Origin of the sequence: Nocardia concava NBRC 100430, assembly GCF_000308815.1 — a bacterium.
Classification (GTDB): domain Bacteria; phylum Actinomycetota; class Actinomycetes; order Mycobacteriales; family Mycobacteriaceae; genus Nocardia; species Nocardia concava.
In genome coordinates this window covers 1-26,923 of the sequence record NZ_BAFX01000118.1, presented here as the reverse complement: position 1 = coordinate 26,923, position 26,923 = coordinate 1, and the positions used below count along the sequence as shown (strand labels likewise).

The window sequence follows — 26,923 nt, the reverse complement described above, 5'->3', positions numbered from 1 at the left end:
TGCTCTTGGCCGGGATCCACACCAATGTGGTGGATTCCGGCCAAAAGCGCGCCGGAATGACGGGGAGGTCAGCTTATTCGCACGGTGAGCGAGGGATATCCGGTCGCGCCATCGGGGACGACTTCCTGCTGCTTGTCGGTTTGGGTCTCCCCGGTGCCGTCGGTGGCGCGGGCCCAGATCGTATGGATGCCGCTGCCGGACGCGTCCCAGTCGAAGGCCCACTGCACCCAGGTGTCGATGGACGGGGCCGTCGCGAGCCGCGCGGGCTGCCAATCCCCCTGGTCGATACGGACTTCCACGCCCTTGATGCCGCGGTGCTGCGCCCAGGCCACCCCGGCGACGGTGAGCTTGCCGGGCGGGAAGGTGCCGTGCGCGCGGGGTGTGTCGATGCGGCACTCGGTCTTGATCGGGCCCTTGGCGGACCAGCCGCGCTTGGTCCAGAACGCCTCGGCGCGATCGAATCTGGTGATCTCCAGCTCGGTCACCCACTTGGTGGCCGACACGTACCCGTACAGCCCGGGCACCACCAGCCGGGCGGGATAGCCGTGCGCGGTGGGCAGCGGTTCGCCGTTCATGCCGACGGCCAGCATGGCGTCGCGGCCGTCCATGAGCACGGCCAGCGGGCTGCCCGCGGTGAAGCCGTCGATGCTGCGGGAGAGCACCATGTCCGCGTCCGGATGCGGTCCGGCGGCGGCGATGATCTCGTCGAGCCGGTAGCCGAGCCAGCGGGCGTTGCTGATCAGGTCCCCGCCGACCGGGTTGGAGACGCACGCCAGCGTGACCAGTCGCTCGATGGGCGTCTTGGTCGCGAGATCGGCGTAGCTCAAACGGATTTCGCGATCGACCATGCCGTGGATGCGCAGCGACCAGTCATCCTTGCTGACCTGCGGGACGGTGAGGGCGGTGTCGATACGGTAGAAGTCGGCGTTCTTCGTGAGATACGGCGTGAGACCCGGAATGTTGAGCTCCGCACCGGGTTCGACCGACAGCTCCGGCCCGGTCGGCGTCGGCAGCTGTACATCGGCGCGCTCGCCCGACACATCGCGCGACCGCAATCCGATGAGCCGCCCGGCCGCCCCGCCGACCAACGCGGCGGCTCCGGCGATGGCGAGCCCGCGGAGCACCTGCCGCCGCTCGGTCGGAATGTCCTCCGGGGCCACCTCATCGAGTGCGGTAATCCGCCGAATCATGCTGCGCAGCACCATGATTCCGGCCCACACGCCGAGGATCGACGGGAGCGCCCAGGTCCAGGCCGAGTTCGGCCGCCCCAGCGCGGCTAGGGTGGCCAGCAGCCCGAACGCCGCGAACAGCACCGAGCCCAGCGGCCGCCGCTCCCGCTCGATCACACCGGCGACACCCGCGAGCACGACGGCGACGACACCCATCGAAATGAACAGCAGCAGTTTGTCGTTCGTCCCGACCAGCCCGATCACCCACTCGCGGAACCCGTCCGGCGTATGGTCGACGATCCACCCGCCGACCGCCTGCAACGGCGTGCTGTCCGGGCTGACCAGCACCGACACCAATTCCGCCACGCCGAGCGCGACGCCACCGGCGACAATTCCCCCGGCAATCCGCATTCCACGATCGGCCACGAAACCGACCCTACTGCGCGGGTCGGCCCGCGAACCGGCGCGAACGATTACGGAACAGTGACGTGGCCGCGGGCCATCACATCTGGGCGTTGCCGGTGTAGTTGACCATCCACGGCACCGAGAACTTGTCGGTGAGCATGCCGAACGCCTCGGCCCACTGGACGGGGCCGAACGCCATTTCGACCTTGCCGTCTACGGCGAGCGCGTTGAAGAGACGCTCGGCCTCCTCGGCGGAATCGGTCTCGAGCTGGACGGTGAAGGCGGGCTTGGAGTTGTCGATCTCGGTGCCGGGCGGGCAGTCGGAGAGCATGAGGATATTGGTGTCGCTCAGCGGCAACTGGGCATTGGCGACCCGGTTCAGCACGTCCTCGGGCATATCCGCGGGCGTTTCGCCCATATCGCGGAAGCGGGTGATGATCGGCTCGATGCCGAAGACGGACTGATAGAAGTCGACAGCCTCTCCGGCATTGCCGTTGAACAGCAGGTACGGGTTCACTGCGGGCATGGTTACTCCTCGATCGGTAGTCGGCGGGTGCGGCGGCACCCGGAAGCTAGGACGCGGGGGCCGCACGAAAATCATCGGCCGTCGCGCGAAAATTTCGGCCGATATGCCGGAAATACCGTGATTCAGTCGGTTGACTTGTGCCGCTGGTAGTAGCGCGCCACGCGAACTCGGTTGCCGCAGCGCTCGGGTGAGCACCACTGGCGGCGGGGATGGGCGGGCAGGAAGAGCATGACGCAGTCCTGAGCGCCGCACTGCCGGATGCGGCCGACGGCGGGATCGGTGAGCAGCGTGACGGCGGAGTCGGCCAGGTGGGCGGCCAGCCGCGCGCCCGGATCACCCAGGCGGGCAACGGTTTCGGCGAGTTCGCCGCTGGTCCAGTCCAGGCGGCGGATGGCGGGGGCGGCAGCCTGGACGTCGGCGAGCCCACGCAGCGCGGAGTTCGGGGGACGGCGGTCGTGCAGCAGGGCGTCCAGGGCCGCGGCGGTGTGCTCCCGCACGGCACGGATGGCGGCCAGATCACCTTCGGTCAGTTGACGCGGCGGCGGTTCGGGTAGCCGGTCGGCCTCCAGTCGCAGCCAATCTGCCAGTTGTGCAGGACTTTTCAGCAGATCGACGCCGACGGGCCGGGTATTGACGAGGTCCAGCGCGAGGGGTTCACCGATCAGAAGTTCGGGATCAGCCACAAATCTAATGCTACAACACCCCATTGACACGTTAGAACGCTTCGAGGTAAAACTAACGCATAATCGCCGCCAGAAAGCATGTGGAGCCATGAGCGAACTTCCCCGGGTCGAGCACCGCCACCTCGAGGTCGACGGTGTCGATGTCTTCTACCGCGAATCCGTCCCCACCCGTGCCGACGCACCGGTCCTGTTGCTACTGCACGGCTTCCCCACCGCCTCGCACCAGTTCCGCCGCCTCATCGACGCCCTCGGCACCCGCTACCGCCTGATCGCCCCCGATTACCCCGGCTTCGGAAACACCACCGCCCCTGCGGATTTCGACTACACCTTCGACCGCCTGGCCGACATCACCGAGGGTTTCGTCCAACAGCTGGGCCTCACCCGTTTCGCCATGTACCTCTTCGACTTCGGCGCGCCCGTCGGCTTCCGCCTGGCCGCTCGCCACCCGGAATGGATCGCGGGCCTGGTGATCCAGAACGGCAACGCCTATGAGGCCGGATTATCCGAAGCCGCAAAGGGTTTCGTAGCGCTGACCCCCGACCACGAGGGCGATGAGGCCATCGTCCGTGGCCTCCTCACCCTCGAAGGCACCCGCAGCCAATACGAAACCGGCGTCCCCGATCCAGCCCTGCTCGACCCCACCGCCTGGATCCTGGACCAGCACTACCTGGACCTCCCCGGCCGCACCGAGGCTCAACTCTCCCTCGCCTTCGACTACAAATCCAACGTAGCCCGCTACCCCGAGTGGCAATCCTGGCTCCGCGCCCACACTCCCCCCACCCTCATCACCTGGGGCGCGAACGACATGTTCTTCCCCGAACCAGGCGCCCACGCCTACCTGTCAGACCTCCCCGAAGCCGAACTCCACCTCTTCGACACGGGCCACTTCGCCCTGGAAACCCACCTCCCCGAAATCGCTCCCCTCATAGCCGATTTCCTCGACCGCCTCCCCCGTCGTGCGTTTCGCCCGAGAATTGGATAACGAATTCCGGGCGCGGGACGCTAACTGAATAGAGAGATGGCCGCCATTGCTGGACGTGGGTTAGGTCGGCGAGGTCCGGAGGCGGCGACAAGGGCGGAGAAAGTAGGGCTCCGATGGCTGACGCCGATCCAGAAGAAACCCAGGCGGCAGCCAATCCGGCAATCGTCGAAGAGTTCGATGCGGCCGGCTTCGAGGACGCCACCATCGTGGGCCGCGGCGGTTTCGGTGTCGTGTACCGATGCCGGCAGCGCGCCCTCGGGCGCATCGTCGCGGTCAAGGTGCTGTCCTCCGACCTCGACCCCGAGAACCGCGAGCGCTTCCTGCGCGAGGGCTATGCGATGGGTGGGCTGTCGGGGCACCCGAACATCGTCAACATCCTGGAGGTCGGCGTTACCCGGAACGGCCGACCGTTCATCGTGATGCAATATCATCGCCGCGATTCGCTGGCAGCTCGGCTGCGCCGCGAGGGGCCGCTCCCGTGGCCCGAGGTCATCAGCATCGGTGTGAAGTTGTCCGGGGCTTTGGAGACCGCGCATCGCGCCGGCACGCTGCATCGGGACATCAAACCCGCCAATATTCTGCTCACCGACTACGGCGAGCCGCAGTTGACCGATTTCGGGATCGCCCACATTGCCGGCGGCTACGAAACCGCTACCGGTGGGTTCACCGGATCGTTCGCGTATACCGCCCCTGAAGTCATCGCGGGCGACCCGCCGACCCCCCGATCGGACGTATACGGCCTGGGTGCGGCCCTGTTCGCGCTCATCTCCGGTCGGGCGGCGTTCGAACGCAAATCAGGTGAGGAGATCGCCGCGCAGTTCCTGCGCATCGGCACCCAGCCGATCCCCGATCTGCGCTCGCAGGGAATTCCGGACAATGTCTGTTCCGCGATCGAACGCGCGATGGCGGTCGACCCGACGCAACGGCAGCCCTCTGCCGCCGAACTCGGGCGCGAACTCCAGGCCGCCCAACGCGCGAACGGTCTGCCGGTCGACCGCATGGCCCTGACGGTCGAAATCGAGGAGAATTCCGAATCGCCCCGGCAACATCGGCCGGAGTCGCCTGTGGGACAGCCGATTCCGGGTCATTGGGATTCCGGTTACCCGGACCGGAATACTCCTCGGGAACAACGACACGTCAGCCTGCCCGGCCAGATCCACCCGCAGCCGCGCCCCTTCGGGCCGCCGCTCCCGCCGGTATCCGGGCCGCCGTTGCCGCCGACCTCCGAGCCGCAGCGTCGGACGTCTGGGAAACGCCGTCGCCGCATGACGTGGATCGCGCTGATCGCCGTGATCCTGGTGGCCGTGGTCGCCACCGGTGGCTACCTGCTGTCACGACAGACCGACACCGGGAACCGAACTCCGGGTCGCGCCGGCGCGCCGACGGTCGACGCGGCAGCGGCATGGCGGCCGTTGACGGATGCACCGACCGCGCGCCAGCAAACGGCGAGCACGATGGCGGACGGCACGATCTGGATATTCGGAGGTTTGGACAACGACGGTGCGTCCGCTCGGCAGGAGGGTTACGACCCTGCCATCGACACCTGGAAAGCAGGCCCCGACCTCCCCATCGCGGTCAATCATCCGATGGCGGTCACCTACAACGATGAGCCGGTCGTCCTGGGTGGTTGGGTGGCCTCCGGGGGAAAGCTCGACGCCACGGCTTCCGATCGGGTGATGGCCATGCGTGCCGGTAAATGGGTCGAACTCCCGCACCTGATCCGACCACGGGCGGCGGGCGCCGCGGCCGTAGTGGGGAACAAGATCGTCGTCACCGGCGGGCAGGCCGACAACGCGCTGGTGCCCACCACCGAGGTGTTCGATGGCACCTCTTGGACCACCGTGGCGGATCTGCCGACTCCCCGCGATCACCTGGCGGCCGTGTCGGACGGGAAGTACGTCTATGCGATCGGGGGGCGGAATCTGTCGCCCGACAAGAACTTCGCGGCGTGCGAACGCTTCGACCCCGCCACCGGAACCTGGACCAGGCTGCCCGACATGCCCACCCCGCGCGGGGGTCTGGGCGCCACATTCGTCGACGGGCGGATCGTGGCGGTAGGCGGCGAGGAGCCCACGCGTGTGCTGTCGGCGGTCGAGGCCTACGACGTCGCCGCCGGGACCTGGTCGCAACTACCCGCATTGCGCACGCCCCGGCACGGCTTGGCGGTGGCCGCGGTCGGCAACACCGTGTACGCGATCGACGGTGCGGCCAGGCCGACCCGCGCCGAGTCCAGCGCCACCAACGAGGCCCTGCGGCTGGCGCCGCGCAAGACGCAGCCCGCGGTGGCCTGGCGCACCGTCGTGGACGCCCCGATCGCCCGGCAGCAGTCGGCGGCGACGACGGTGGACGGGACGATATGGGTATTCGGCGGTTTGGACAAAGACGGCCTCGCGACCGGGAAGGTAGCGGGCTACGATCCGGCGATCGACACCTGGAAATCGGCCCCCGACTTGCCGATTCCCCTCAATCACGCGATGGCCGTCGCATACCGGGGCGAACTGGTGGTGCTGGGTGGCGGGGTACCCGAGGGCGCGACCTCGAATATGATCGCGCGGCCGTCGGACCGAGTGTTGGTCCTGCGCAACGGCAAATGGGTGGACCTGCCGCCTCTGCACGAGCCCCGTGCGGCCGGTGCCGCGGCCGTCGTGGGCGACAAGATCGTGGTCACGGGCGGGCTGGCGAACGGAAAACTGTTGCGGTCCACCGAAGTATTCGACGGTACGCGCTGGATAACCGCCGCCGACATCCCCACACCCCGCGATCACCTGGCCGCGGTCTCCGACGGAACGTACTTCTTCGCCGTCGGCGGCCGAAACATCACCTCCGACAAGAACTTCGCGACCTTCGAACGCTTCGACCCCGCAACCGGAACCTGGACGAAACTACCCGACATGCCCACCCCGCGCGGAGGTCTGGGCGCCACCCTCATCGACGGCCGGATCGTCGCGGTCGGCGGAGAAGCCCCAACCCAGGTACTCGACGTCGTAGAAGCCTTCGACATCGCCGCCGGCACATGGTCGCAGCTACCGACCCTACCCACAGGCCGCCACGGACTGACGGTCCTAGCAGTCGGCCACACCGTCTACGCCATCGGCGGCGCCCTCCGCCCCACCCACACCGGCTCCACCGCCATCAGCCAAGCCCTCGATTTCCTCTGAGGGTCCGCAACACTGCTCGATCGCCGCGACCCTCGAAATCGCCAGCGACCACCTCACCAGCCTGACCGAGCAGGTACGGGTTCGATTCCCCTCAGCTCCACCAATCGTGTCATTGCACGAACCGACTCCATTGGGGCTGGTACCGCAGAAGCGGTACCAGCCCCAATGTCGTTTCCGGGTTGGGGGATGCGGAAGGTGGGGACCAAGCGATCGGGACCGGTGATGGCGACTTGAGCGACGAGGGTCTCGATGAGGGCTTTGGCCTGGGTGCGGGTGCCGGTGGCGATGATTTCCGCGATGTGGTCGGCGATGCCATCCAGCGCGGCGGGTTCCGGGGCTGTGGGTTCGTTGGCCAATGTGGCGGTGAGTTGGTCGCGGCGGGTGGTGAGCTGGGTTGTCTTGGTGCGTAATTCGCTCAATCGTCGGGCGAGGAGTTCGGGGTCGAGGGTGCCGTTTTCGAAGGCGTTCAGATAGCGGTCGATCGCCTGCTGGGTCTTGGCGAGTTCGGCGGAGACGGTGGCCAATTCGGCGCAGGTGTCGCTGCTGGCGTCTCGGTGGTTTCGTCGTTGTGCGGTGATGGCTTGGCTGATCAGGTCGTGTTGGGTGCGGTAGAACTTGCCCAGGGCTTCGAGGACGGCGGCGTCGACGGAGTCGGCGTCGAGTCGGGTGAAGTCGCATTTGTCGCTGTCGTAGCGGGCGCGGTTGAAACAGGTGTAGTAGCGGTAGGTGCGAGAACGTCCGGTGGCGCGGGTGCCGATCATGGCGCGCCCGCAGCGCGGGCAACGCAGGCGGCCGGTGAGGAGGTAGTCCGAGGAGTTGGCGGCGCGGTGGGCATGGGATTCCCCGCGTGCCTCGAGGACGGCTTGGGCACGGTCGAAGATGTCGGTGTCGATGATGGCGGGGTGAGTATCGGTGACGGTGGTGTCGCGGAAGGTCAACTCACCGAGATAGATCCGGCTGTTGAGGATGCGCAGCACGTGATGCCCGGACCACTCTCGGCCGGTGCTGGCACGATGTCCACGAGCGTTCAATTCCGCGGCGACGGCACGGGCACCAAGACGGCGGCAGGCGTAGAGGTCGAAGATCATGCGCACGACCACGGCTTCGGCCTCGTCAACGACGAGGGTTTGGGTAGCTCTGTCGACCCGGTAGCCGTAGGGCCGTTTGCCGCCCTTCCATTTGCCTTTGGCGGCTTTGCGTTCCATGCCCGCGATGACGCGGTCGATGATGGTGTCGCGTTCGAATTGGGCGAACATGCCCAGCATCTGCACCAGCATGCGCCCCATGGGGGTGGAGGTGTCGAATGGTTCGGTGGCGGAGCGGAACACGACCTTGGCCCGGTCCAGCTCGTCGAGCAGGGTGACCAGGTCGCGCAGGTTGCGGGAGAAGCGGTCGACTCGGTAGACCACGAGCACGTCGATGACCCCGGCGCGGGCAGCTTGCAGGGCACGTTGCAGACCTGGCCGTTCAGTGCTGGCACCGGAGGCATCGTCGGTGAAGCTGGCGGTGCGTCGCCAGCCGGGTTGAGAATCGATATAGGAATCCAGGCGAGCGTTCTGGGCTTCGATGGAGTAGGGCTGGTTGTCCTCGGTGGTCGAGCGGCGGGTGTAGGCCCCTACCCGCACGTCCTGTTCCCATGCGGCAATGTCGGTGGAGGTACGCAGAGTTGAGGACTTCTTGGTGCCTGCCATGCTGCCGGTCCTTCCCATCGATACAAGCTGCACGCAAAATCCGATGTCTGAAACAACCTGTGGTGAACCAGAATTCGCGTTCTGGATTCGGTCTGGTATATCCCCGGGTCTATTGTCCCTCGATCGGTCTTCGAATGTATTGGTGTGGCGGGTATTTCGGTCGGAGCGTTTCATGCGGCGTTCCGTTCGTCGTCGTTGTCGGGGTGGTGGCGGTGGGTCCATGCGGTGATGAGGTCGGCGAGGAGGGTGACGGCGGTGTCGTGTTGGGTGGTGGTGAGCGGTTCGGTGTCGATTCGTTCGATGTGCCAGCGCTGGTGGACACGGTCGCGGGTGCGCAGCTTGGCGGGTTCGGTACCGGTCAGGGTGCGCTTTCCGGGTTCGGCGCGTTCCATCGAGGCTCCTATGGGATGTTCGGCGTTAGGAGTGGCGTCACCCTGTACTGGCAGCGGAACCCGCGTTTATCCGCGTCCGGGACCGGAATTGATGCAATTCCGTGTTCCGCGGTCAAAGTTCGGCATCAATCACGAGATCCGCTGGGTCCTGTATATGGGTTTGGCGCGCCTGTTAACTGCCGAGAAGGGCCCCGATTTCGACATGTCAGTGCGAAACGGTTCGATAACGATCGGTGTGCCACAAGAGCGCACCCCAGGGGCATTTGTCTTGCCCTGGGGTGCTTTCGGTATGGCCGCGGCGGTGCGCGAAACGCGCCCACGCCGGTCGTCGTCGGGCGTGGCTCGCTACGCCTGCTGCTCTACTCAGTTGATACCGATGACCTCGGCCGACCACCTCGATCCCGCCACTGAGCACGGTCCGTTGTTACTCCGCGATCCCAAGCGAGTTGGATGCTGCGTGCGCTTCCGCTCGGATTCTGGTGTTCGAAATCGATGACCTCGAGCGGTTCGACGTCGATTACCTCGGTGATCAGTCCGACTTCCTCGAGTGCAGCCAGATCTTCGTGCGCGACCGCGAGCAGGTCGTCTACGGTGATCGCGGGGCCGACCCTGCCGTCGTACCCGACTGGTGCCCAGGACCCGTCGTGATATTGCAGCCACCCGGCGGGCCGGTCCCGTTCAGCAGTGCTGTCACGCTTTCGGTAGACATCACGGTGCCTCACTCGTGAGGCGAGGGATCCGGGCCCAGGTGTTCCCGGGTGACACGGTGATGACGGTGGCGACCTCGAGCAGTTCCTCGGGGATCGTGTGGTCGTCGAAATGCTCGGTGCTGGGCACGATTACGGTATCGACGTCCAGGCGGGCGATGGCCACTCGCAGGCGGTGGACGCGATCTTCGGTATGTTCGCTGAACACAATTGTTTTCCGCAGGTCGTGACCAGTTCGCTTGGCGGCGGCGAGGATTCGCAGCTCATCGCGGGGCTGGTTGAGCCCCGAGATGTCACTGCGCAGGAACCCCACAGCGGAGGGCAGCAGGCCCATGGTCACCACCCTCGGCTGATCGGGACGTAGGTGTGTGGTGGCTCGGCGGCGAGTCTGGCCTGAATGTCGGCGACGGTCAGCCGCGGCTTCATGTGCCGTGCGTTGTCGGTGACGCCGCCGTCGGCGACGCGGCCGAGGACGGCGGCGATGAACAGCAGTAGCGGAATCAGTGTGGCGACGAGGATGATCGTCATGTCGGGTGTGCTCCTGGTCTCTGGAACGGTTCTGGAGTGCACCCGGCCCCAGGGGATTCTGATCCCGGCGGCCGGTGCATCATGACCGTGACACGTGCCACAATTGACCAGGGGCACAAACTGTCCCCCTATGCCGTTGTGGTCCGTGCGGAGATATCGCCATGGTGCAAGACAACGAATTCGGGACCCGATTGATGCGCCTGCGTCGCCAAGCAGGCATGACCCGCCCGATGCTCGGCGAACTCGCCGGCCGCTCGGGCAGCTGGGTCAAATCCCTCGAGACCGGCCGCCTGAAACTGCCGCGTCTGCCCATGCTCATCCGCCTGGCCGAAATCCTCGACCTCAACGACCTGACCCAACTCACCGGCGAACAGCCCCTGGCCCGCTCGGTCTACGCGAAGGCGACCCACCCCGCCCTGCCCAAAGTCACCGAGACACTTGCCTCGTATCCGGTCACGCCCAGCAGCGAGAACGCCGACCTGTCGCCCGAGGCGCTCGCCGCGCGCGTGCAGCAGGCGTGGGTGCTGTGGCATGGTGCGGCCCACCAGCGTTCGGCCGTGGCGACCTTGCTGCCGAATCTGTTGTGCGACACCCGTGTTGCGGTGCGGCAGCTCGATGGAAAGGACCGCCGTCGGGTGCAGGCGCTGCTGGCGCAGGTCTACCACCTCACCCAGCTGTATCTGTCGTTCCAACCGCCCGCCGCCCTGGTCCTGATGTCCGGTGACCGCGCCATGACCGCCGCCCAGGACGCCGACGACCCGCACGCGATGGCCGCCGCGGCCTGGTACGTCAATCACGTCTACCGCGACGCGGGCGAGGAACACGAAGCGCGCGTCGCATTGGCGAACCAGATGTGCGCACTACTGAGCCCCGACAAGGCAAGCCCGGACCTCGCCCTGTGGGGACTGCTGCATCTGGCAATGGCATTGTCGTACGCCAAGATCGGCCGCGAGGGCGACGCCCTGCGCCATTGGGACGAGGCCGACCGGGCAGCGCGCGCACTCGGTGACGACTATGTGCACCCCTGGCTCATCTTCGGTCGCGCGATGGTCGACGCCTACATGATCACCATCCAGGCCGACCTCATGCACTCCGGCTACGCGATCCAACAGGCCGCGCGGGTCGACCTGGACAAGATGCCCTCAGCCACCCGTCGCAGCTTCCACACCGCCGAAACCGCACGTGCACACCACATGCGCAATGAACCGCTCGCGACGGTGACGCTGCTGTCGAAGGCGAATCGAGAGTCGCCGGACACGTTCGGATTCTCGCTCTTCGCCCGTGCCGCGGTACCCGATCTCGTCGAGAGCGGCGGCGCGACGGTCCGAGCCGATGCCGAACGACTCGCATCGGTGCTCGGACTGGAAGTCTGACGCCTTGCGTTGCGGATCCCGCGAGTCTGTAACGCGTTCTAGGATTTGTGGGTGGCTGTAGCGCACCTTGGATCGATCACCGTCGACTGCAATGATCCGACCGAACTGGCAACCTTCTGGGCTGAGCTACTGGGTGGCGCGATCGTGCGCGAGCACAGAGAAATTCGTGAGCGTCAAGCTGCCGCAATTGATTCTCACAGCGATTCGGGTGCCGAACTACCAGCTGCCGTCGTGGCCGGACGAGGCCCCTCCCAAGCAGATTCATCTCGATCTTGTGGTGTCGGATCTCGTTGAGGCGCAACGGCATGCTGTTCGGCTCGGTGCCCGCTTGGTCGATAGCCAGCCTGCGCCCGGCAAGTGTCGAGTTCTGCTCGACCCTGCCGGGCATCCTTTCTGCTTGTGCCTGCCACCGGGCCTGTGACAAGGATCGAAATGCCTGTGCGTCTGGTGGTTTGCGTTATGCCTTTGTCCAGTCACGAATCGCGGTGATGAACTCCTCGGGCGCGTCGGATTCCACATAGGTGCCAGCGCCCTCCACGATCACCGTCTTGTGATTGGTGAAGGTTGCTTCCAGCCGCTGGCGTTCCTGGGGACGGAAGGCGATGTCGGCGTCGCCCCAGACGATCAGAGTCGGGAGGTGAGCGATGTCGGGAAGCTTGGCCTCGACCTCGGCGAAGAACTCACGGCTGGCGAGAACCCGGCCGGGTAGCACCGCGGAAGCTTGACGCCGTTGCTCGGTGTCCAACGCCCGGCGGTAGTGGTTCATCTCGGCCTCGGTGAGCTTGCGCCTGCGGTGACCGGTGGGGATGAACGCGTTGACCAGCAGGTTGAACTGCCGGACCAGCAACCGGCTCACCGGGTTGCCGACGATGTGGCCGAAGGCTTCGAAGTGCAGGTCGCCATTAACCGGCCAGGCCCAGGTATTGGCGAGCACCAGCCGCTCGAAGACACCCGGTCGGCGTTGCGTGACCGCCAGCCCGATCAAGCCACCCCAGTCTTGCCCGACCAGCGTGACCTCTTCCGGGCTGAGCGCATCGACGAACCCGGTGACCACGTCGGCGTGTTCCTCGGGCAGGTAGCAGTAGCCGGGTTTCGGTGTCGAGAGCCCGAAGCCCGGATAGTCGAGGGCGACGCAACGGAAGTCCTCGCGCAGCGCGGCGATCACCTCTCGCCAGAGAAATGACCAGGTCGGATTGCCGTGCAGGAACAGCAATGTCGGTCCCGATCCCTCGTCGATGTAGTGCACGGTGTGCCCGTCGATGTCGACGAAGCGGCTTTCGAACGGGAACAAGGTGTCGTCGACCCAGTCGGGTCGAATGCTGGTGGTCTCGGCCATGGTGAACCCCCTACGCTTGGCATCAAGGTAGGGTTGATCTTCTCAACTGCACTTGAGATTCTCAAGCGATTGAAGGAAATGATGCGTAGCTACGGCCAGTACTGCGGGCTCGCCCGATCCCTCGAAGTTGTCGGCGACCGATGGAACCTGCTCATCGTGCGCCAGCTGCTCCTCGCTCCCGCCCGCTACCGCGACTTGATCGACGGCCTGCCCGGCATCGCGACCAACCTCCTCGCAGACCGGCTCCGCGATCTCGAAGCCTCGGGTGTGCTCGAACGACAACTGTCCACAGCGAGCAACACGATCGAATACGCCCTCACCCCATGGGGTTCCGGGCTACGCGAGCCGATCGAAAGCCTCATCCGCTGGTCGACCCCGTTGATGATCTCCGGCCCCGGCAACGATGCCTTCCGACCCGAATGGCTCGCCCTGGCCGTCCCCGCCCTGCTCGCCGCCCGAGTCGAGAATCCACCCACGGCGACGATCGGTCTCGAAATCGGCGGCCCACCCTTTCAACTCTGCTCGGCGAGTACTGGATTCGAAGTCAGCCCACACGACGGCCGCAGCCTCGATGCCACCGTCCGCGCCGACCCGGCCTACGTTCTCGGACTCGCCGCGGGTGCTCTCTCCGCCAATGACGCTCGCGCCCTAGGACTGGAAATCGACGGTGACGACTCCGTCGTCCGCACCGTGTTCGCCGCCTGACCGAGCCGGATTGCTGCTCGTCACACCATCAACTGCGGCCGGGTCCGCGTCGATTCCCGCAGGCGAGTTGATCTCGTCTGCGGGAATCGACTGGAACAGTCAGGATTTGGTGTACTCGATTTGCGGCTTGGACTCGACATACCGGGCCCAGGTCTGGACACCGTCGCGGCGGCTGGGGCAGGTGTTGTCGCCTGTTCGGAATCCGCGCCCGATCTTTCCCGGAACCGGCAGCTGTAGCCCCCGCGGCCGGGTGTGGGTGGCACGCCAGACCTGGAGCATCTGCCCGAGAGTCATGACCTCCGGACCGCCGAAATCGGATGCCCGGCCGACGGGCTCGTTTTGGGCCAGGACGGCGATGTGGTGAGCAACGTCGACGGCGGCGACGGACTGAAACTGAAAATCCAACGGCAGCGGCGCGATTGGCAATCGGGAAGCTGTATGCAGGGCCGAGGCGATGAGCTCGTGGAACTGGGTCGCCCGAGCGATGGTGTGCGGGATGCCGCCGCGTTCGATCAGGTCTTCGCAGGCCAGCTTGTTCCGGTAGTAGCGGAACGGGATCCGGTCGATCCCGACGATCGATGGATACACGAGGTGCTCCACGTTGGTCGCCGCACCGAGCAGATTTTCCGTCTGACGCAGGTCGGGACGTCCAACCTTGCGTGCATCAGTCGCCGCGTGAACCACGACCCGCACCCCGTCGAGTGCCGCCGCGACGCCTTCGCCGGTCGTCAAGTCCCCGGTATGGGTACCAGCACCCGCCCGACGCGAAAGTACACGCACTTCATGCCCCTGCTCGCGCAGCTCCTGGACGATCAGTCTGCCCAGGACACCGGTGCCCCCGGTCACCAGAATTTCACTCACAAGTACCAACGTCTACCGCCGAAAGGCGGCCCTACGCAATGGCAGTCGCCGCTGTTGTGACCTCGATCATGTCCCCGAATCAACCCAGCGGCCGTTGCCTTGCTCCGCTCGTGCAGCAAGGTGCATCTCGTACCGGGCACGCCGGGATATACCCACCACCGGCCTGCGCCGAGAATTCGCGCACAAGCTGTGCTCAAAGATCTCGGACAATTCTTCGTGAGGCACCGGCCGCATGCTCCCGGACATATTGACATGAAGCAGCAGGGCCTCAAGGCATTTGTGTAATCGGCTGAGTAGGAGTGCGTTCGCAGAAACCGTCACCACTCGTGCGAGGGCGGGTCATCCAACTCGATGAAAACGTTCTTGTCGGTCTTGCTGGCCTGGTCGTGAGGGCGTGCGTCGGGAGCCGGGTACGAGCTGCTCGACTGCGGGCGGTTGACGAACAGGTCGCGGATTTGCGGGTCGGCGTGGTCGAAGGCGGCTTCGTTATAGGGCTGGCCGGTGCTGGGGTGGTGGGTGATGTGTGGACCGCGTTCGGGCAATTCGGCCAGCCGGAGTCGTTCGGTCACCGCGTCGCTAGTGTCGGTGGTCAGCAAGGCCCAGATCGGCCCGGCCGGGTCGTTGTCTTCGGCGAGGTCGCGGGCGGTGGTCGCGATCTCCAAGCCCCGGTCACCGTAACCGAGCGCGCGGCGCAGGGCGGTGCGTAACCCGGTCTCGCGGCGGGACGAGTGCAGCGAGAACAGCAGGATCCCGAACCTGTCGGTCGGGAAGCCTTGATAGTCGATGAGTTTGGCGGCGACGGTGGCCAGGGTTTCGGTACCGGTGTCGTACTCGAGGAAGAATCTCACCGTGTGCCTGTCGTGCTCCCAGCAGCCGTACCCGTCCGGGCGGATGGGGGTGGGATCGAGTGCGGAGGTCCAGAACTGGTCGGCGCATTGGCGTTCCGACCACCACTGCGTCAAACCCCCCAGCGCCGTGACGCCAGAGCGGCGGGCGGGATTGCGATGTGCTGCCAGTGCGGCGAAGAAACCGTTGACACCCAGGCGATGTTCGAGGGTTGGGGAGCAGGCCAGCCGCTCGAGGGACAGCGCGTGGGCGGCTGGGGTCGGTGGCTTCTCGGCGCGCTGGGCCGCGACCAGGCGCGCGCCGGAATATCCGAGGGCGTGGCGGGTTTGAGTGGTGCCACCGCCGTAGAGCGACTCGCGGAACGCGAAGAGCATGCCCATCTCGCGCAGCTTGGCCAGCCGGTCCTGGGCGCGGCGGATCGAAGTGAATTCCAGGCTGGCGATCTGATCGGTGGTGAGGACTTTGTGTTCGGCCAGGAGGGAGAGAAGACGCCGGTCACGGTCCAACAGTCGGAACCACGGACCCGCGTCCGGATGTCCACTGTGGTGCACGGCACGGCCGCGCCGCCCCCTACGCGATGAACCGTCAGTATTGATACTGAGTCGGGATTTCGACCCCATCCCTGGATCGTGCCGGTGAGCGGCGCGGATGCGGACACCGTGTTCGGCGTTTGGGGTGGCGGTTATAGGACGCCGAGCAGCCGCTGACCCACCCGCGCCACCATCCGCCGACCCAAACGCAGCGCTGCGGTCGGAAGGGCCGGTCATCGGGCACCACCGCCCGCGACCGGTCGGGCACCCACGGCCCGGATGATCATGTCCGGCCCGTCGACCAGCACCGCGCGGTTCGTATGCTGGTCCGTCAGCTCCACTCCATGAAAGAGCCGCAGGTCATTGACCTGTGGCGGTAATGCACGAACCCGAGGGATGCCCTACGTAGTACCCTACGTTTATGAAGGCCAAAACGAGCGTGTACCTGGATCCCGAGCAGGCTGCCCGTCTCAAGGAGGCGGCCGAAGCGGCGGGACGATCGGAAGCCGATTTGATCCGTGAGGGGATCGAACTGGTGTTGTTGCGGTCGCACCGGGTCCGCCGTACCCGGCCCTGGCCGTCGTTCGATTCCGGCGATCCTGGGTTTGCCGCCAACAGTGAGGATTTGCTCGGCGAGGCATACGGCGAGTGAGCTTCTTCATAGCCGACACGTCGGCCATCATCGCCGCATACGACCGTGCCGCGGAATTGCACGAACGGGCCCGGGAATTCCTCGCCACCTCGGTCGCGGTCGTTTCGCCGCTTGTGTTGGACGAGGTCGATCATCTGCTGGTCGCGCGATTCGGAAAGGACCGTCGCACAGCCGATCTCGTCCTCGATGACCTGCTGACCTCGGCCGAGGAAGGTGCGGTGCTTGTGCCGCCGGTAGACCGCGATGACCTCCGGGTCGCACAGAAGATCATCGAGCAATACCGCGGCCTCCGACTCGACTTGGCCGATGCGGTCACTGTCGTGCTGGCCGAGCGTTACCTCACCAACGACATACTGACTTTGGACGAGAAGGACTTTCGAGCCGTCCGGCCGCTGACGCCCGCTCATCCGTCGTTCCGGCTCTTGCTCCAGGGCGACTGAGCCGCTCGTGATCGAGCTCGGGGCGGAGGATGTGTGTGCGATCTGCCGCTTCATCTCGACGTCCTCGGAAGACCGCGTGCACTGACGCTTTTGCTCCGCAGGTGGTCGATTCGCCGCTACGTAGCTGGTTGATTCGTCGCTGACCTGCTGGTTGATTTGCCGCGATAGCTGCGGCTGGTTCGTTGGATCGATCGGGACGCCACCACGTTTTGGACTGATCGTTTCAAAACGTGTTACGGTTGGTGGCATGGCACGGCCTAAGCAGTTCGATGAGGAGCGCGCGGTGGATGCGGCGATGCGGGCGTTTTGGGTTGCTGGGTATGAAGGCACCTCGACGCAAGACCTCTGCGAGGCGACCGGGTTGGGGCGGAGCAGTATCTACAACACCTTCAGTAGTAAGAAGGATTTGTTCGAGCGGGCCCTGCGGCGGTATATGGCCGATAAGAACGCGGGTACCTTTGCGGTTCTGGATGGTTCGGGTCCGGCCAAGGAGAAGGTGCGGGCGCTGTTGTGGCAGGTGATCGAGGCGCCTGAGGAGGATCCGTTGGGGTGTTTGGTGGTCAATGCGACCGTTGAGATGGGGCCGCGTGATGAGGAGGTTGCGCGGCTGCTGCGGGTTGATCAGGAGCGGCGGTTGAGTGCGCTTACCGCGGCGATTTCCGCTGGGCAGCGGGATGGGGATATCGACAAGCGCAGGGATGCAGGTGAACTCGCGCACTTCGTGATCGCCACGATCGGCGGGATGCGGGTCGCCGCGCGTGGCGGGGCGAGCAAGGAGACGCTTGAAGCCATCGCGAATACGGCCCTGAGTTGCCTGTGAGGTTCTGACCGAACACTGCTGTGCCACTGCTCTTTTCATATGTCCGAGTTTTGAACTGAACGATCCAAAACGATGAAGGAGGGGCTGCCATGCCAATGGCCGTCTATATCCTGGGCGTGGCCATCTTCGCCCAGGGCACCTCGGAACTCATGCTGGCCGGACTGCTCACGGATATCGCCGGTGATCTCGGTGTCTCCATTCCGCAAGCGGGACTGCTGATTTCAGCCTTCGCCATCGGCATGCTGCTCGGTGCGCCCATTCTGGCCGTGGTCACCCAGCGCTGGTCGCGGCGGACGGCGCTGCTCGCCTTTCTCGCGGTATTCGCGGCGACGCACGTGATCGCGGCCCTGACCTCGGACTATTGGGTGCTGTTCGCGACCCGGGTGGTCGGGGCGTTCGTCTACGCGGGCTTCTGGTCGGTGGGTGCGGCCACCGCGATCGGGCTGGTGCCGGAGACGGCGCGCGGGCGCGCCATGAGCATTGTCGCGGGCGGGCTGACGGTGGCCACCATTATCGGGCTGCCCGCCGGCACCTTCATCGGTCAGCATCTGGGGTGGCGGGGCGCGTTCTGGACCGTGGCCCTGATGTCGATCGCCGCGATGATCGGGGTGCTCGCCAAGGTGCCCGATGCGCGTTCGACCAGCGTACCCCGGATTCGAGAAGAGTTGCGCGCCTTGGCGACCGGACCGGTTTGGCTGCTGTTCGGCACCACCATGCTGGCGACCGCCGCGTTGCTGGTCACCTTCGGCTACCTCGGCGCGCTCCTCACCGACACCACCGGACTGGCCGAGGCATGGGTGCCGGTCGTGCTGGGGGTCTACGGTGCGGGCAGCCTGCTGGGCATCGCCGTGGGCGGCCGGACCGCCGACGCCCACCCGATTCGCACTCTCCTGGTGGGGATTTCGGGCGTGATCATCACTTCGGTGCTGCTGGCGCTCACCGCCACGCACATCGCCCCGGTCGCAATCCTGGTATTCCTGTTGGGCGCCTTCGGATTCGGCACCAACCCGGTCCTGAACAGCCGGGTGTTCACGCTCGCCCCGGCCGCGTCCACACTAGGTGCGGCGGGCAATGTCGCGTCGTTCAATGTCGGCATCACCGCGGGCCCCTGGCTTGGCGGCCTGGCCATCGGCGCGGGCATGGGCTATCAGTCGGTCGCGTGGATCGGCGCGCTGCTCGGTGCGGCCGCACTGGGATTGGTCGCGTGGTCGCAAGCCCTGCGGCCGAAGAGCGACACTCCGTCGCGCAACTCGCGCGCGCTCGCCGAGATCGGCGGCTGACCGCAAGCCTTCGAAGCATGAAAAAGGCGCTGCCGGTGGAAGTTCCACCGGCAGCGCCTTTTTCAGGTCCGACTAGGAGTAGATCGCGTCTACATCAGACGCGTACTTCTTCATCACCACGGCGCGCTTGAGCGACATCTTCGGGGTGAGTTCGCCGCCCTCCTCGGTCCAGTCGATCGGGAGGATGCGGATCTTCTTGATCGCCTCGGCATGCGAGACGAGCTTGTTGGTGGCGGCGACCGCGTCATTGATCTCGGCGACCAGGGCCGGGTTCTCGATGACGTGCTCGATGGGGGTGTCGGCGCCGATTCCGTTGCGCTCCAACCAGCCCGGCAGCGCATCCTGGTCGAGGGTGACCAGCGCGCCGATGAACGGCTGGCCGTCGCCGACGACCATGACCTGGCTGATCAGCGGGTGCTGGCGCAGGGAGTCCTCGAGCATGGTCGGGGAGACGTTCTTGCCGCCCGCGGTGACCAGGATTTCCTTCTTGCGGCCGGTGATGGAGATGAAGCCGCTGTCGTCGATGGCGCCGAGGTCGCCGGTCTTGAACCAGCCGTCGGCGTCGAAGGCGTCCTTGGTGGCTTCCTCGTTCTTCCAGTAGCCGGAGAACACGACCGGGCCGCGGATCAGCAGCTCGCCGTCCTCGGCGACCTTGGCGCCGTGGCCGGGCAGCGGGCGGCCGACCGAGCCGACCTTGATGAAGCGCGGGGTGTTCACGCTGACGGCGGCGGTGGATTCGGTGAGGCCGTAGCCCTCGTAGATGGTGACGCCGGCGCCGCGGAAGTAGTGGCCCAGGCGCGAACCCAGCGGTCCGCCACCGGAAACGGCCGACTCGCACTGACCGCCCATGGCCTCGCGCAGCTTGCTGTACACCAGCTTGTCGAACAGCATGTGCTGGGCCTTGAGCAGGATGTTCGGCCCGCTCTTCTCCTGCGCCTGGCTGTAGGCGATGGCGATCTCGGTGGCGTAGTCGAAGATCTTGCCCTTGCCGCCGTCGTGCGCCTTCTGCTTGGCGCCGTTGAACACCTTCTCGAACACGCGCGGCACCGAGAGGATGAAGTTCGGCTTGTACGCGCCGAACTGCTCGACCAGCGTGGACCAGTCGGCGGTGTGGGCGACGGTGACGCCGGCGTCGAACGCGGCCAGCGCGACGGCGCGGGCGAAGACGTGGGCCAGCGGCAGGAACAGCAGCGACTTGCGGCCGGGGCGCAGGAACTCGCTCATGGCGGAGCGGTCGGCGGCCGACTCGGCGTACAGGTTGGCGTGCGAGAGCATGACGCCCTTGGGGCGGCCCGTGGTGCCGGAGGTGTAGATGAGCGTCGCCGGGGAGGCGGCCAGCACCTGGGCGCGACGCTCGTGCACGACCGCGTCGTCGAGGTCCTTGCCGCGGGCGATCAGCTCGGCGACCGCGCCCTTGTCGATCTGCAGGGTCTCCTTCAGATCGCCCAGTCCGCCTTCGATTTCCGCGACGGTGGCACGGTGCTTGTCGTTCTGGACGACGATCAGCTTGGTGCCGGAGTCGGACAGGATCCAGCGCACCTGCTCGGCGGAGGAGCTGTCGAAGATGGCGACGGTGCAGCCGCCGGCGGCCCAGATGGCGAAGTCCAGCACGACCCACTCGTAGCTGGTGGCGGCCATGATGGCGACGCGGTCACCGAGTTCGATCCCGGAGGCGATGAGGCCCTTGGCAACGTCGGTGACGGCCTTGGCGAATTCGGTCGCCGTGACGTCGTTCCAGCCGCCCTTACCGTTCGGAGTGTTGAAGACGACCAGATCGGGCGTCTGCTCCGCATGCCGGAAGGCGCCGTCTGACATATTGGCGGTTTCCGGAATGGTGTAGGTAGCCGGGACTTCGAACTCTCGCATCGCTGCCCTTCCACAGTGGGTTTACTCGCGGGTAATTTACGCCACGCTCACAGATAACTACCCGCGGACCGTCCGAACCGGTTCTCGGGCCGTCCGGTGTTGTGTCTTTTCCCTATCCTATTGACCGGCTTTGGGCTGGTCGCAGGGCCTGCCGGAGGAACTGCCCGAGTTCGGCCGTGACCGCGGCCGCAGGGGCGGCCAGACCCGCCTGCAATTGAGAGACATGCCACAGACCGCGGGTCTCGGTGAACTCGGTGGCGACACCCGCCGCACGCAGTTGCGCGACCAGCCGCGTGCACTGGTCGTGCAGCAGCTCGTCCACATCCGCCTGGATGTAGGTCGGCGGCAGTCCGCCCAACTGGCCGAGCATCGGCGCGTAGCCGGTGTCGGAGCCGTCGCCGCCGCCGAGATAGGCTGCGGCGCAGGCGCGCGACCACGGCTTGTTGATGACCAGATCGCGGTCGCGGGTGGGCACCTCGTTGGGGTCGGCCCACGGCGCGATCAGCCCGAGTGCGGCCGGAGTCATGCCGTGCCGGTCCCGCAGCCGTTCGGCCAGGGCGAGCGAGAGCCCGCCACCGGCCGAATCACCGGCCACCGCAATGCGTTCGGGCCGGTACCCGGCGGCCACCAGGTCCAGGAACGCCGCCTCGGCGTCCTCGAGCGCCGCCGGGAACGGGTGTTCGGGAGCCAGCCGGTAGTCCAGAACCTGGACGGCGCAACCGGTTTCGCGGGCCAGATAGCCCGCCAGCGCGCGGTGCGTGACCGGCGAGCCGACGGTGTAGCCGCCACCGTGCAGGTACAGCACGGTGGCGGAGTCCGAGACCGGGCCCACCGTCACGCGTTCGGCGGGACGGCCGCCCAGGCGCACCCGCTCGACATGGGTGCCGCGTGGCGCGCGCTGCGCCACCGATCCCCAATCCATCAGTGCCCGTTGGACACCGAACGGGAGCCGGTGATGCAGCATGACCCGGAAGACCGGATTCAATGCGGCACGGACGAGGGGCAGCGGCAGTGTCACATCGGGCATGACCGGGTGTCCTTCAGCAGTTTTCAGTTGTCTACGGCATGATTCGCTTCTGCACCACCGCGGAGATCCGCTGGTAGTACGAGGCGGTGGTGCGCACGAACAGATCCAGGGCCTTGGCCTCCCAGCCGATGAGCACCCGGCCGTGACCCTTGCGCACGGCCTCGGTGATGGTCTGCGCGGCCATCTCCGGGGTGTGCATGGCCAGCTTGGAGTCGAACAGGGCGGCCAGGTTCTTCTGGTTGAGGCCCTCGGCGACGGTGGCGTTGCGGGCCACGGCGGTCTTGATACCGCCCGGGTGCACGCAGGTGACCTTGACCGGCTGACCGCTCATCAGCATTTCCTGGCGCAGCGCCTCGGTGAAGCCGCGCACCGCGAACTTGGCTGCGTTGTAAGCACTCTGGCCGGGGACGGCGATCAGGCCGAAGAGGCTGGAGATGTTCACGACGTGCCCGGAACCGGACTCGATGAGGTACGGCAGGAATGCCTTGGTGCCGTTGACGACGCCCCAGAAGTCGACGTCCATGATGCGCTCGACGTCCTTGAAGGACGTCTCGAGCACATTGCCGTGGTGCGCGATGCCGGCGTTGTTGTAGATCTGGTTGACCTTGCCGAAGTGCTTCTTCACCTCATCGGCGTAGAGCAGCACCGACTCGCGCTCGGCGACGTTCAGGCGATCGGACTTGATCTTCACGCCGAACTTCTCGCAGCGCTTGACCGTTTCGGCGAGGCCCTCGACGTCGATGTCGGACAGCGCCAGGTGCGCGCCGCGCCCGGCCAGGTTCTCCGCCAGTGCGCGGCCGATGCCGGAACCCGCACCGGTGATCACGCAGACCTTGTCCTTGAAGTAAGCATCGTTGCTCACGATTACCGCTTTCGGTTGTGTGGGTTCGGGAAACTAGACGGCCTGTGCGACAGGCTCGGTGGTCGTGTCGTAGGCCGAGACATCGAAATGCTCCAGCAGACTACGGAACCGGAAGGTGAAGTCCGGCCACAGCGTGGTGTTGTTGCCGTGCTTGTCGAGGTACCAGGAGGCGCAGCCGCCGGTGCTCCACACCGCGCCCCGCAGCTTGCGCTGCAGTTCGCTATTGAACTCGTCCTGCACGTCCTTGCGCACCTCGACGGTGCGCAGGCCCAGCTTGTCGAACTGTTCGACGGCGTCGGCGACGTAGTTGATCTGCGATTCGATCATGAACACCATCGAGGTGTGGCCCAGGCCCACGTTCGGGCCCAGCATGAAGAACATATTCGGGTAGTTGTGGATGGCCGAGCCCTTGTAGCCCTGCTGGCCGATGGCGTCGAAAACCTCTGCCAGGGTACGGCCATCGCGTCCGGCTACGGTGTCGTAGACCGGCGAGTCGGTGACGTGGAAGCCGGTGGCGACGATGATCGCGTCGACCTCGCGCTCGACGCCGTCCTTGGTGACGACGGAGTTGGCGCGGATCTCCTTGATGCCGTCGGTGACGACGTCGACATTGTCGCGGCTCAGCGCCGGGTAGTACTCGTTGGAGATGAGCATGCGCTTGCAGCCGATGCGGAAGTTCGGGGTGACCTTGCGGCGCAGCTCCGGATCGCGCACCTCGGCGAAGAGCTTGGCGCGGGCGATGGCCTCGAGGCCGAGCATGGCGGGCGGGAACTTGGCCAGGCCGACCACCTGGGTCTCTCGCGCGGCGTAGATGCCCGCGCGATACAGCGCCCGCAGCGCGGGAATGTGCTTGAGCGCGAACTTCTCCGGGGCCAGGTACTCGCGGTCCACACGCGGCAGCAGCCAGGGCGCGGTGCGCTGGTAGACATCCAGGTGCGCGACCTTGGCGGCGATATTGGGGACGATCTGAATGGCGGAGGCGCCGGTGCCGATGACGGCGACGCGCTTACCGGTCAGATCGGAGTCGTGGTTCCAGCGAGCGGAGTGGAAGATCTCGCCCTGGAAGTCGTTGATGCCCTTGATATCCGGCAGGTTCGGCTCGCACAGCGCGCCGACCGCGGAGACCAGGATGTCCGCGGTGAACGGCCCCTGGCTGGTCTGGATCTCCCAGCGGGCTTCGGCGGCGTTCCACTGCGCGCCGGTCATCTCGCAGTCGAAGACGTGCTTGTCGCGCACCTTGTACTTGTCGGCGACGCCCTGGATGTAGCGCTGGATCTCCGGCTGCTTGGAGAACGAGCGCGACCATTCCGGGTTCAGCGCGAAGGAGTACGAGTACAGCTGCGAGGGCACATCGCAGGCCGCGCCCGGGTAGGTGTTGTCGCGCCAGGTGCCGCCCACGTCCTTGCCGCGCTCGAGCACGAGGAAGTCGGTGCGGCCCTGCTGGCTCAGGCGAATGGCCAGGCCCAGGCCGGAGAACCCGCTGCCGACGATGATCACGTGTGCGTGCCGGGCTTCCCGGTTGCCGACAGCTTTGTCTGTAACCTTGCGACTCATATACGCGAGAGTAGGGTCTTATTGAGCGGGAGTCAACAGTATTGACTCGCGTTCAGTAAGGTTGGACTCATGACCAAGGAGCGCGCCGTGAGCAGCACACCGGAAACCCGGGTCAAGCGCGTGCGCCTGAGTCCCGCCGAACGCCGCGAGCAGTTGATCACACTGGGCACGCGCATGCTGCGCGAACGCGCGCTCGAGGACATCTCGATCGGGGAGATCGCCGAGCAGGCGGGCATCTCGCGAGGGCTGCTGTTCCACTACTTCCCCACCAAGCAGGACTTCCACCTCGCGATCATCCAGCACGCCAATGCCACGCTGCTGGAACGCACCACGCCCGACCCGACGCTGTCGATGTTCGACATGCTCCGCGACGCCGTCGAGCGCTACATCGACTACGTCACCGACAACCGCACCTCCTACCTGGCCCTGCTCCGTGGCCCCGCCAGCGCCAGCCCCGAACTGGTCACCCTGGTCAACGCCACCCGCATGGCCCTCGTCGACCGCATCCTCGGCGAAGCCCCCCTCCCCGCCGACGATCCGGACCGCCCCCGCCTGCGCCTCGCCGTCCGAGGCTGGATCGCCTTCGTCGAAGAAACCACCCTGACCTGGCTCCGCGAAGAACCCATCACCCGCGAAGAACTCGTCGACATGCTGGTGACCTCGCTACCCGCGCTGGCATTGAACGCGGATCTGGCTGCCGCCCTTCAGCAATGACCGAGCCTCGGGCGAGAATGACCGCGCCCTCGGGCGAACCACCGGCTAGGTCTCGTACTCATAGCCGGAGTGATCGCCGCGGGAGGTGACGGCGGTGATCACGGCGGCCAGCAGGATCATGATCGCCGAAACCTCCAGGGCGACATCGAGGCCGCGGTGGAAGGCGGCGTAGGTGGCGTTGATGACGTCGCTGACGATGGGGCCGTAGGCGGCGGAGGCGGAGGGGTCGCCGCCGTTGGGGACCTTGCCGGTTTCTATCGCGTCGATGACTATCGCCTGGAAGTTGGCGGGGATGCCGAGTTGGTTCAGGCGGTCGGTGAGATCGGAGTTGAGGAACGAATTCACCAGGGAGCCCAGGGCTGCCACCCCGACGACCGCGCCGACCTGGCGCATGGTGTTGGTCGCGGCGGCGGCCATGCCGGAGTGTTCGGGCGGGACACCGGACAGGACCGCCGAGGTGAGAGGGACCACGGCAATGCCGAAACCCAGTCCGGCCAGGGTCAGGGCGAGCGCCAGCGGACCGAATTCCGGTGACACGCTCAGCATTTGGCGAGTCAGGAGAATTCCGGCCGCGCCGAGGACGCAGCCTGTGATCATCGGGGTGCGCGAGCCGCGCCGCGCCACCCAGTAGCCCGCGTACAGCGCGCCGGCGATGATGGCGATGGCCATGGGGGCGAAGACTTCCGCGGTGCGCCAGCCCGAATAGCCCACCACCTCTTGGAGATACAGGGCGGTGAAGAAGAAGATGGAGAAGATGCCGAAGTAGACGGCGAAGGCGACGATCAGGGCGCTGCGCACCATTGGGCGCTTCAGATAGTGGAAGTCGAACATGGGGTTTCGGGCCCGCGTTTCGATGGCCACGAAGGCCGCGAAGGCGCAGCCGCCAAGCACGAACAGTGTGATCACCGCGGCCGCGCCGTAGCCGGACTCCTCCCCCGCGATGCCCGCGTAGATCACGCAGCCGAGAAACGCCGAGCCCGTGACGAATCCGGCCAGATCGACCGGACCGGGTTGCGGGTCAGCGGATTCCGGCACGTACCGCAGCGCGGCCGCCAGCACCAGCGCGGCGACCGCCAGGTTGAACCAGAACACCGAACGCCAGCCGAATGCCCCGACCAGTACGCCGCCGAGCACCGGTCCCAGCGCCAGGGCCAAACCGGATACCGCGGCCCAAGCACCCAGTGCGCGAGCGCGTTCCGCGCGATCGGGGAACACGTGCCGGATGACCGACAGGGTGCCGGGTTCCGAGGCCGCCGCACCCAAGCCCATGACCGCGCGGCCCGCGATGAGCACCGCCACCGTGGGCGCGAGCGCCGACAGCACCGATCCGGCCGCGAACACCGCCAGGCCCGCGATCATGACACGCTTTCTCCCCCACCGGTCCCCGAGCGATCCGGCGGTCAGCATGAGGCTGGCGAAGACCAGCGTGTACGCGTTCACCACCCATTGCAGCGAGACCACGCCCGCGTGCAGATCCGACTGGATGTCACCGAGGGTGACACTGACGACCGTGGTGTCCAGGAAGGTCACGAACAGCACGGCCGTCACGGTGGCCAGGGCGACGCGCGGGCGCGCCGCCGTCCCGAGCTCGCGCATGTCAGCTGGTGGGTACGACCGAACCGGTCGTGCAGGGCGCAGGCGGTTTGCCCTGCGTCTCGAGCGAGAGCAGGTTGCAGAAGGTGGCGGCCGCGACCTTCCAGGCACCGGCGGCCAGCACCGCGCCGCCCGGCTGATCCTGCAGTGCGGGTGTGCCATTGAGCGAGACCGTGAACACCACGTCGGCCTTGTCCGTGCCGACGGCCTTCACGCTCGAGAC

The 26,923-nt window shown here is 66.3% G+C and carries 26 protein-coding genes and 1 pseudogene; 11 read left to right on the top strand and 16 right to left on the bottom strand.

Translation table 11 applies throughout. From position 1 onward, the window contains the following. Nucleotides 1-68 precede the first annotated feature (68 nt). From ON43_RS27465 to ON43_RS27455, 3 genes are all read right to left on the bottom strand, one after another. Nucleotides 69-1,595: a molybdopterin-dependent oxidoreductase gene (locus ON43_RS27465; RefSeq protein ID WP_306304985.1), complete on the bottom strand. Its 1,527-nt coding sequence runs from the start codon at nucleotides 1,593-1,595 to the stop codon at nucleotides 69-71. Between the two features lie 76 nt (nucleotides 1,596-1,671). After that, nucleotides 1,672-2,100, bottom strand: coding sequence for a VOC family protein (locus ON43_RS27460; RefSeq protein ID WP_040812070.1), 429 nt, complete (start codon nucleotides 2,098-2,100; stop codon nucleotides 1,672-1,674). Nucleotides 2,101-2,222: 122 nt separating this feature from the next. Then, entirely contained in the window at nucleotides 2,223-2,783 is a 561-nt protein-coding gene (locus ON43_RS27455; protein ID WP_040812069.1) for a CGNR zinc finger domain-containing protein, read from the bottom strand. Between the two features lie 88 nt (nucleotides 2,784-2,871). On the opposite strand from ON43_RS27455, the gene ON43_RS27450 reads away from it, so the two are divergent. Together ON43_RS27450 and ON43_RS27445 are read left to right on the top strand one after the other, a co-directional pair. Then, nucleotides 2,872-3,765 carry an alpha/beta fold hydrolase gene (locus tag ON43_RS27450; protein WP_040812067.1) on the top strand — a complete coding sequence of 298 codons (894 nt, stop codon included), beginning with the start codon at nucleotides 2,872-2,874 and terminating at the stop codon, nucleotides 3,763-3,765. 113 nt (nucleotides 3,766-3,878) lie between these two features. Further along, nucleotides 3,879-6,923, top strand: coding sequence for a serine/threonine-protein kinase (locus ON43_RS27445; protein ID WP_040812066.1), 3,045 nt, complete (start codon nucleotides 3,879-3,881; stop codon nucleotides 6,921-6,923). Nucleotides 6,924-6,976: 53 nt separating this feature from the next. Here ON43_RS27445 and ON43_RS27440 read toward each other — a convergent pair whose 3' ends face one another. Both ON43_RS27440 and ON43_RS27435 read right to left on the bottom strand, forming a co-directional pair. Next, nucleotides 6,977-8,614 (bottom strand): recombinase family protein, encoded by a 1,638-nt coding sequence (locus ON43_RS27440; protein WP_040812065.1) that lies wholly within the window; start codon nucleotides 8,612-8,614, stop codon nucleotides 6,977-6,979. 170 nt (nucleotides 8,615-8,784) lie between these two features. Continuing rightward, entirely contained in the window at nucleotides 8,785-9,006 is a 222-nt protein-coding gene (locus tag ON43_RS27435; protein WP_040812063.1) for a hypothetical protein, read from the bottom strand. A 479-nt stretch (nucleotides 9,007-9,485) separates the two neighbouring features. Between ON43_RS27435 and ON43_RS27430 the strand changes: the two genes are divergently transcribed. Continuing rightward, a complete protein-coding gene (locus ON43_RS27430; RefSeq protein ID WP_040812062.1) occupies nucleotides 9,486-9,734 on the top strand; it encodes a hypothetical protein in 249 nt (82 codons plus the stop codon). Here ON43_RS27430 and ON43_RS27425 read toward each other — a convergent pair. Both ON43_RS27425 and ON43_RS27420 read right to left on the bottom strand, forming a co-directional pair. Next, nucleotides 9,715-10,047: a hypothetical protein gene (locus ON43_RS27425; RefSeq protein ID WP_040812060.1), complete on the bottom strand. Its 333-nt coding sequence runs from the start codon at nucleotides 10,045-10,047 to the stop codon at nucleotides 9,715-9,717. The two genes, ON43_RS27430 and ON43_RS27425, sit on opposite strands and share 20 nt — an antisense overlap. A gap of 2 nt (nucleotides 10,048-10,049) precedes the next feature. Further along, nucleotides 10,050-10,241, bottom strand: a complete 192-nt coding sequence (locus tag ON43_RS27420) for a hypothetical protein (protein ID WP_040812058.1) — start codon at nucleotides 10,239-10,241, stop codon at nucleotides 10,050-10,052. A gap of 161 nt (nucleotides 10,242-10,402) precedes the next feature. Between ON43_RS27420 and ON43_RS27415 the strand changes: the two genes are divergently transcribed. Next, nucleotides 10,403-11,614, top strand: a complete 1,212-nt coding sequence (locus tag ON43_RS27415; RefSeq protein WP_040812057.1) for a helix-turn-helix domain-containing protein — start codon at nucleotides 10,403-10,405, stop codon at nucleotides 11,612-11,614. A 51-nt stretch (nucleotides 11,615-11,665) separates the two neighbouring features. Continuing rightward, a pseudogene (locus ON43_RS43940) lies at nucleotides 11,666-12,035 on the top strand (VOC family protein). A 36-nt stretch (nucleotides 12,036-12,071) separates the two neighbouring features. On the opposite strand, the gene ON43_RS27410 reads toward ON43_RS43940, so the two are convergent. Beyond that, on the bottom strand, nucleotides 12,072-12,950 hold the full coding sequence (locus ON43_RS27410) for an alpha/beta fold hydrolase (RefSeq protein ID WP_040812056.1): 879 nt from the start codon (nucleotides 12,948-12,950) through the stop codon (nucleotides 12,072-12,074). Between the two features lie 81 nt (nucleotides 12,951-13,031). Between ON43_RS27410 and ON43_RS27405 the strand changes: the two genes are divergently transcribed. After that, complete coding sequence (locus ON43_RS27405; protein WP_051179343.1) at nucleotides 13,032-13,655, top strand: winged helix-turn-helix transcriptional regulator; 624 nt, start codon at nucleotides 13,032-13,034, stop codon at nucleotides 13,653-13,655. 99 nt (nucleotides 13,656-13,754) lie between these two features. Here the strand turns inward: ON43_RS27405 and ON43_RS27400 are convergent, their stop codons facing one another. Continuing rightward, nucleotides 13,755-14,516: an SDR family oxidoreductase gene (locus ON43_RS27400; RefSeq protein WP_051179340.1), complete on the bottom strand. Its 762-nt coding sequence runs from the start codon at nucleotides 14,514-14,516 to the stop codon at nucleotides 13,755-13,757. 317 nt (nucleotides 14,517-14,833) lie between these two features. Then, entirely contained in the window at nucleotides 14,834-15,868 is a 1,035-nt protein-coding gene (locus tag ON43_RS27395; RefSeq protein ID WP_245568773.1) for a replication-relaxation family protein, read from the bottom strand. A 445-nt stretch (nucleotides 15,869-16,313) separates the two neighbouring features. On the opposite strand from ON43_RS27395, the gene ON43_RS27390 reads away from it, so the two are divergent. The 4 genes from ON43_RS27390 to ON43_RS27375 all read left to right on the top strand — a co-directional run bounded on the left by ON43_RS27390 (nucleotide 16,314) and on the right by ON43_RS27375 (nucleotide 19,084). Beyond that, entirely contained in the window at nucleotides 16,314-16,544 is a 231-nt protein-coding gene (locus ON43_RS27390; RefSeq protein WP_040812053.1) for a ribbon-helix-helix domain-containing protein, read from the top strand. Continuing rightward, nucleotides 16,541-16,984 (top strand): type II toxin-antitoxin system VapC family toxin, encoded by a 444-nt coding sequence (locus tag ON43_RS27385; RefSeq protein ID WP_051179339.1) that lies wholly within the window; start codon nucleotides 16,541-16,543, stop codon nucleotides 16,982-16,984. The genes ON43_RS27390 and ON43_RS27385 overlap by 4 nt, the downstream gene beginning before the upstream one ends. A gap of 247 nt (nucleotides 16,985-17,231) precedes the next feature. Continuing rightward, nucleotides 17,232-17,804, top strand: coding sequence for a TetR/AcrR family transcriptional regulator (locus ON43_RS27380; protein WP_040812052.1), 573 nt, complete (start codon nucleotides 17,232-17,234; stop codon nucleotides 17,802-17,804). A gap of 95 nt (nucleotides 17,805-17,899) precedes the next feature. After that, entirely contained in the window at nucleotides 17,900-19,084 is a 1,185-nt protein-coding gene (locus tag ON43_RS27375; RefSeq protein WP_245568772.1) for a Cmx/CmrA family chloramphenicol efflux MFS transporter, read from the top strand. A 72-nt stretch (nucleotides 19,085-19,156) separates the two neighbouring features. Here ON43_RS27375 and ON43_RS27370 read toward each other — a convergent pair whose 3' ends face one another. The 4 genes from ON43_RS27370 to ON43_RS27355 form a co-directional block, all read right to left on the bottom strand. Continuing rightward, the gene (locus ON43_RS27370; RefSeq protein ID WP_040812050.1) at nucleotides 19,157-20,950 is read right to left on the bottom strand and encodes an AMP-dependent synthetase/ligase; all 1,794 of its coding nucleotides are present in this window, start codon (nucleotides 20,948-20,950) and stop codon (nucleotides 19,157-19,159) included. 112 nt (nucleotides 20,951-21,062) lie between these two features. After that, nucleotides 21,063-21,977: an alpha/beta hydrolase gene (locus ON43_RS27365; RefSeq protein WP_040812049.1), complete on the bottom strand. Its 915-nt coding sequence runs from the start codon at nucleotides 21,975-21,977 to the stop codon at nucleotides 21,063-21,065. 31 nt (nucleotides 21,978-22,008) lie between these two features. Continuing rightward, nucleotides 22,009-22,839, bottom strand: a complete 831-nt coding sequence (locus ON43_RS27360) for an SDR family NAD(P)-dependent oxidoreductase (protein ID WP_040812048.1) — start codon at nucleotides 22,837-22,839, stop codon at nucleotides 22,009-22,011. Nucleotides 22,840-22,872: 33 nt separating this feature from the next. Then, nucleotides 22,873-24,393: a flavin-containing monooxygenase gene (locus ON43_RS27355; RefSeq protein ID WP_040812047.1), complete on the bottom strand. Its 1,521-nt coding sequence runs from the start codon at nucleotides 24,391-24,393 to the stop codon at nucleotides 22,873-22,875. Between the two features lie 69 nt (nucleotides 24,394-24,462). On the opposite strand from ON43_RS27355, the gene ON43_RS27350 reads away from it, so the two are divergent. Then, nucleotides 24,463-25,107: a TetR/AcrR family transcriptional regulator gene (locus ON43_RS27350; RefSeq protein WP_051179338.1), complete on the top strand. Its 645-nt coding sequence runs from the start codon at nucleotides 24,463-24,465 to the stop codon at nucleotides 25,105-25,107. A gap of 45 nt (nucleotides 25,108-25,152) precedes the next feature. On the opposite strand, the gene ON43_RS27345 is transcribed toward ON43_RS27350, so the two are convergent. Both ON43_RS27345 and ON43_RS27340 read right to left on the bottom strand, forming a co-directional pair. Further along, entirely contained in the window at nucleotides 25,153-26,703 is a 1,551-nt protein-coding gene (locus tag ON43_RS27345; protein ID WP_063712637.1) for an MFS transporter, read from the bottom strand. 1 nt (nucleotide 26,704) lies between these two features. Beyond that, on the bottom strand, nucleotides 26,705-26,923 hold a 219-nt coding region (locus ON43_RS27340; RefSeq protein WP_040812046.1), incomplete at its 5' end, for an MTB12 C-terminal domain-containing protein.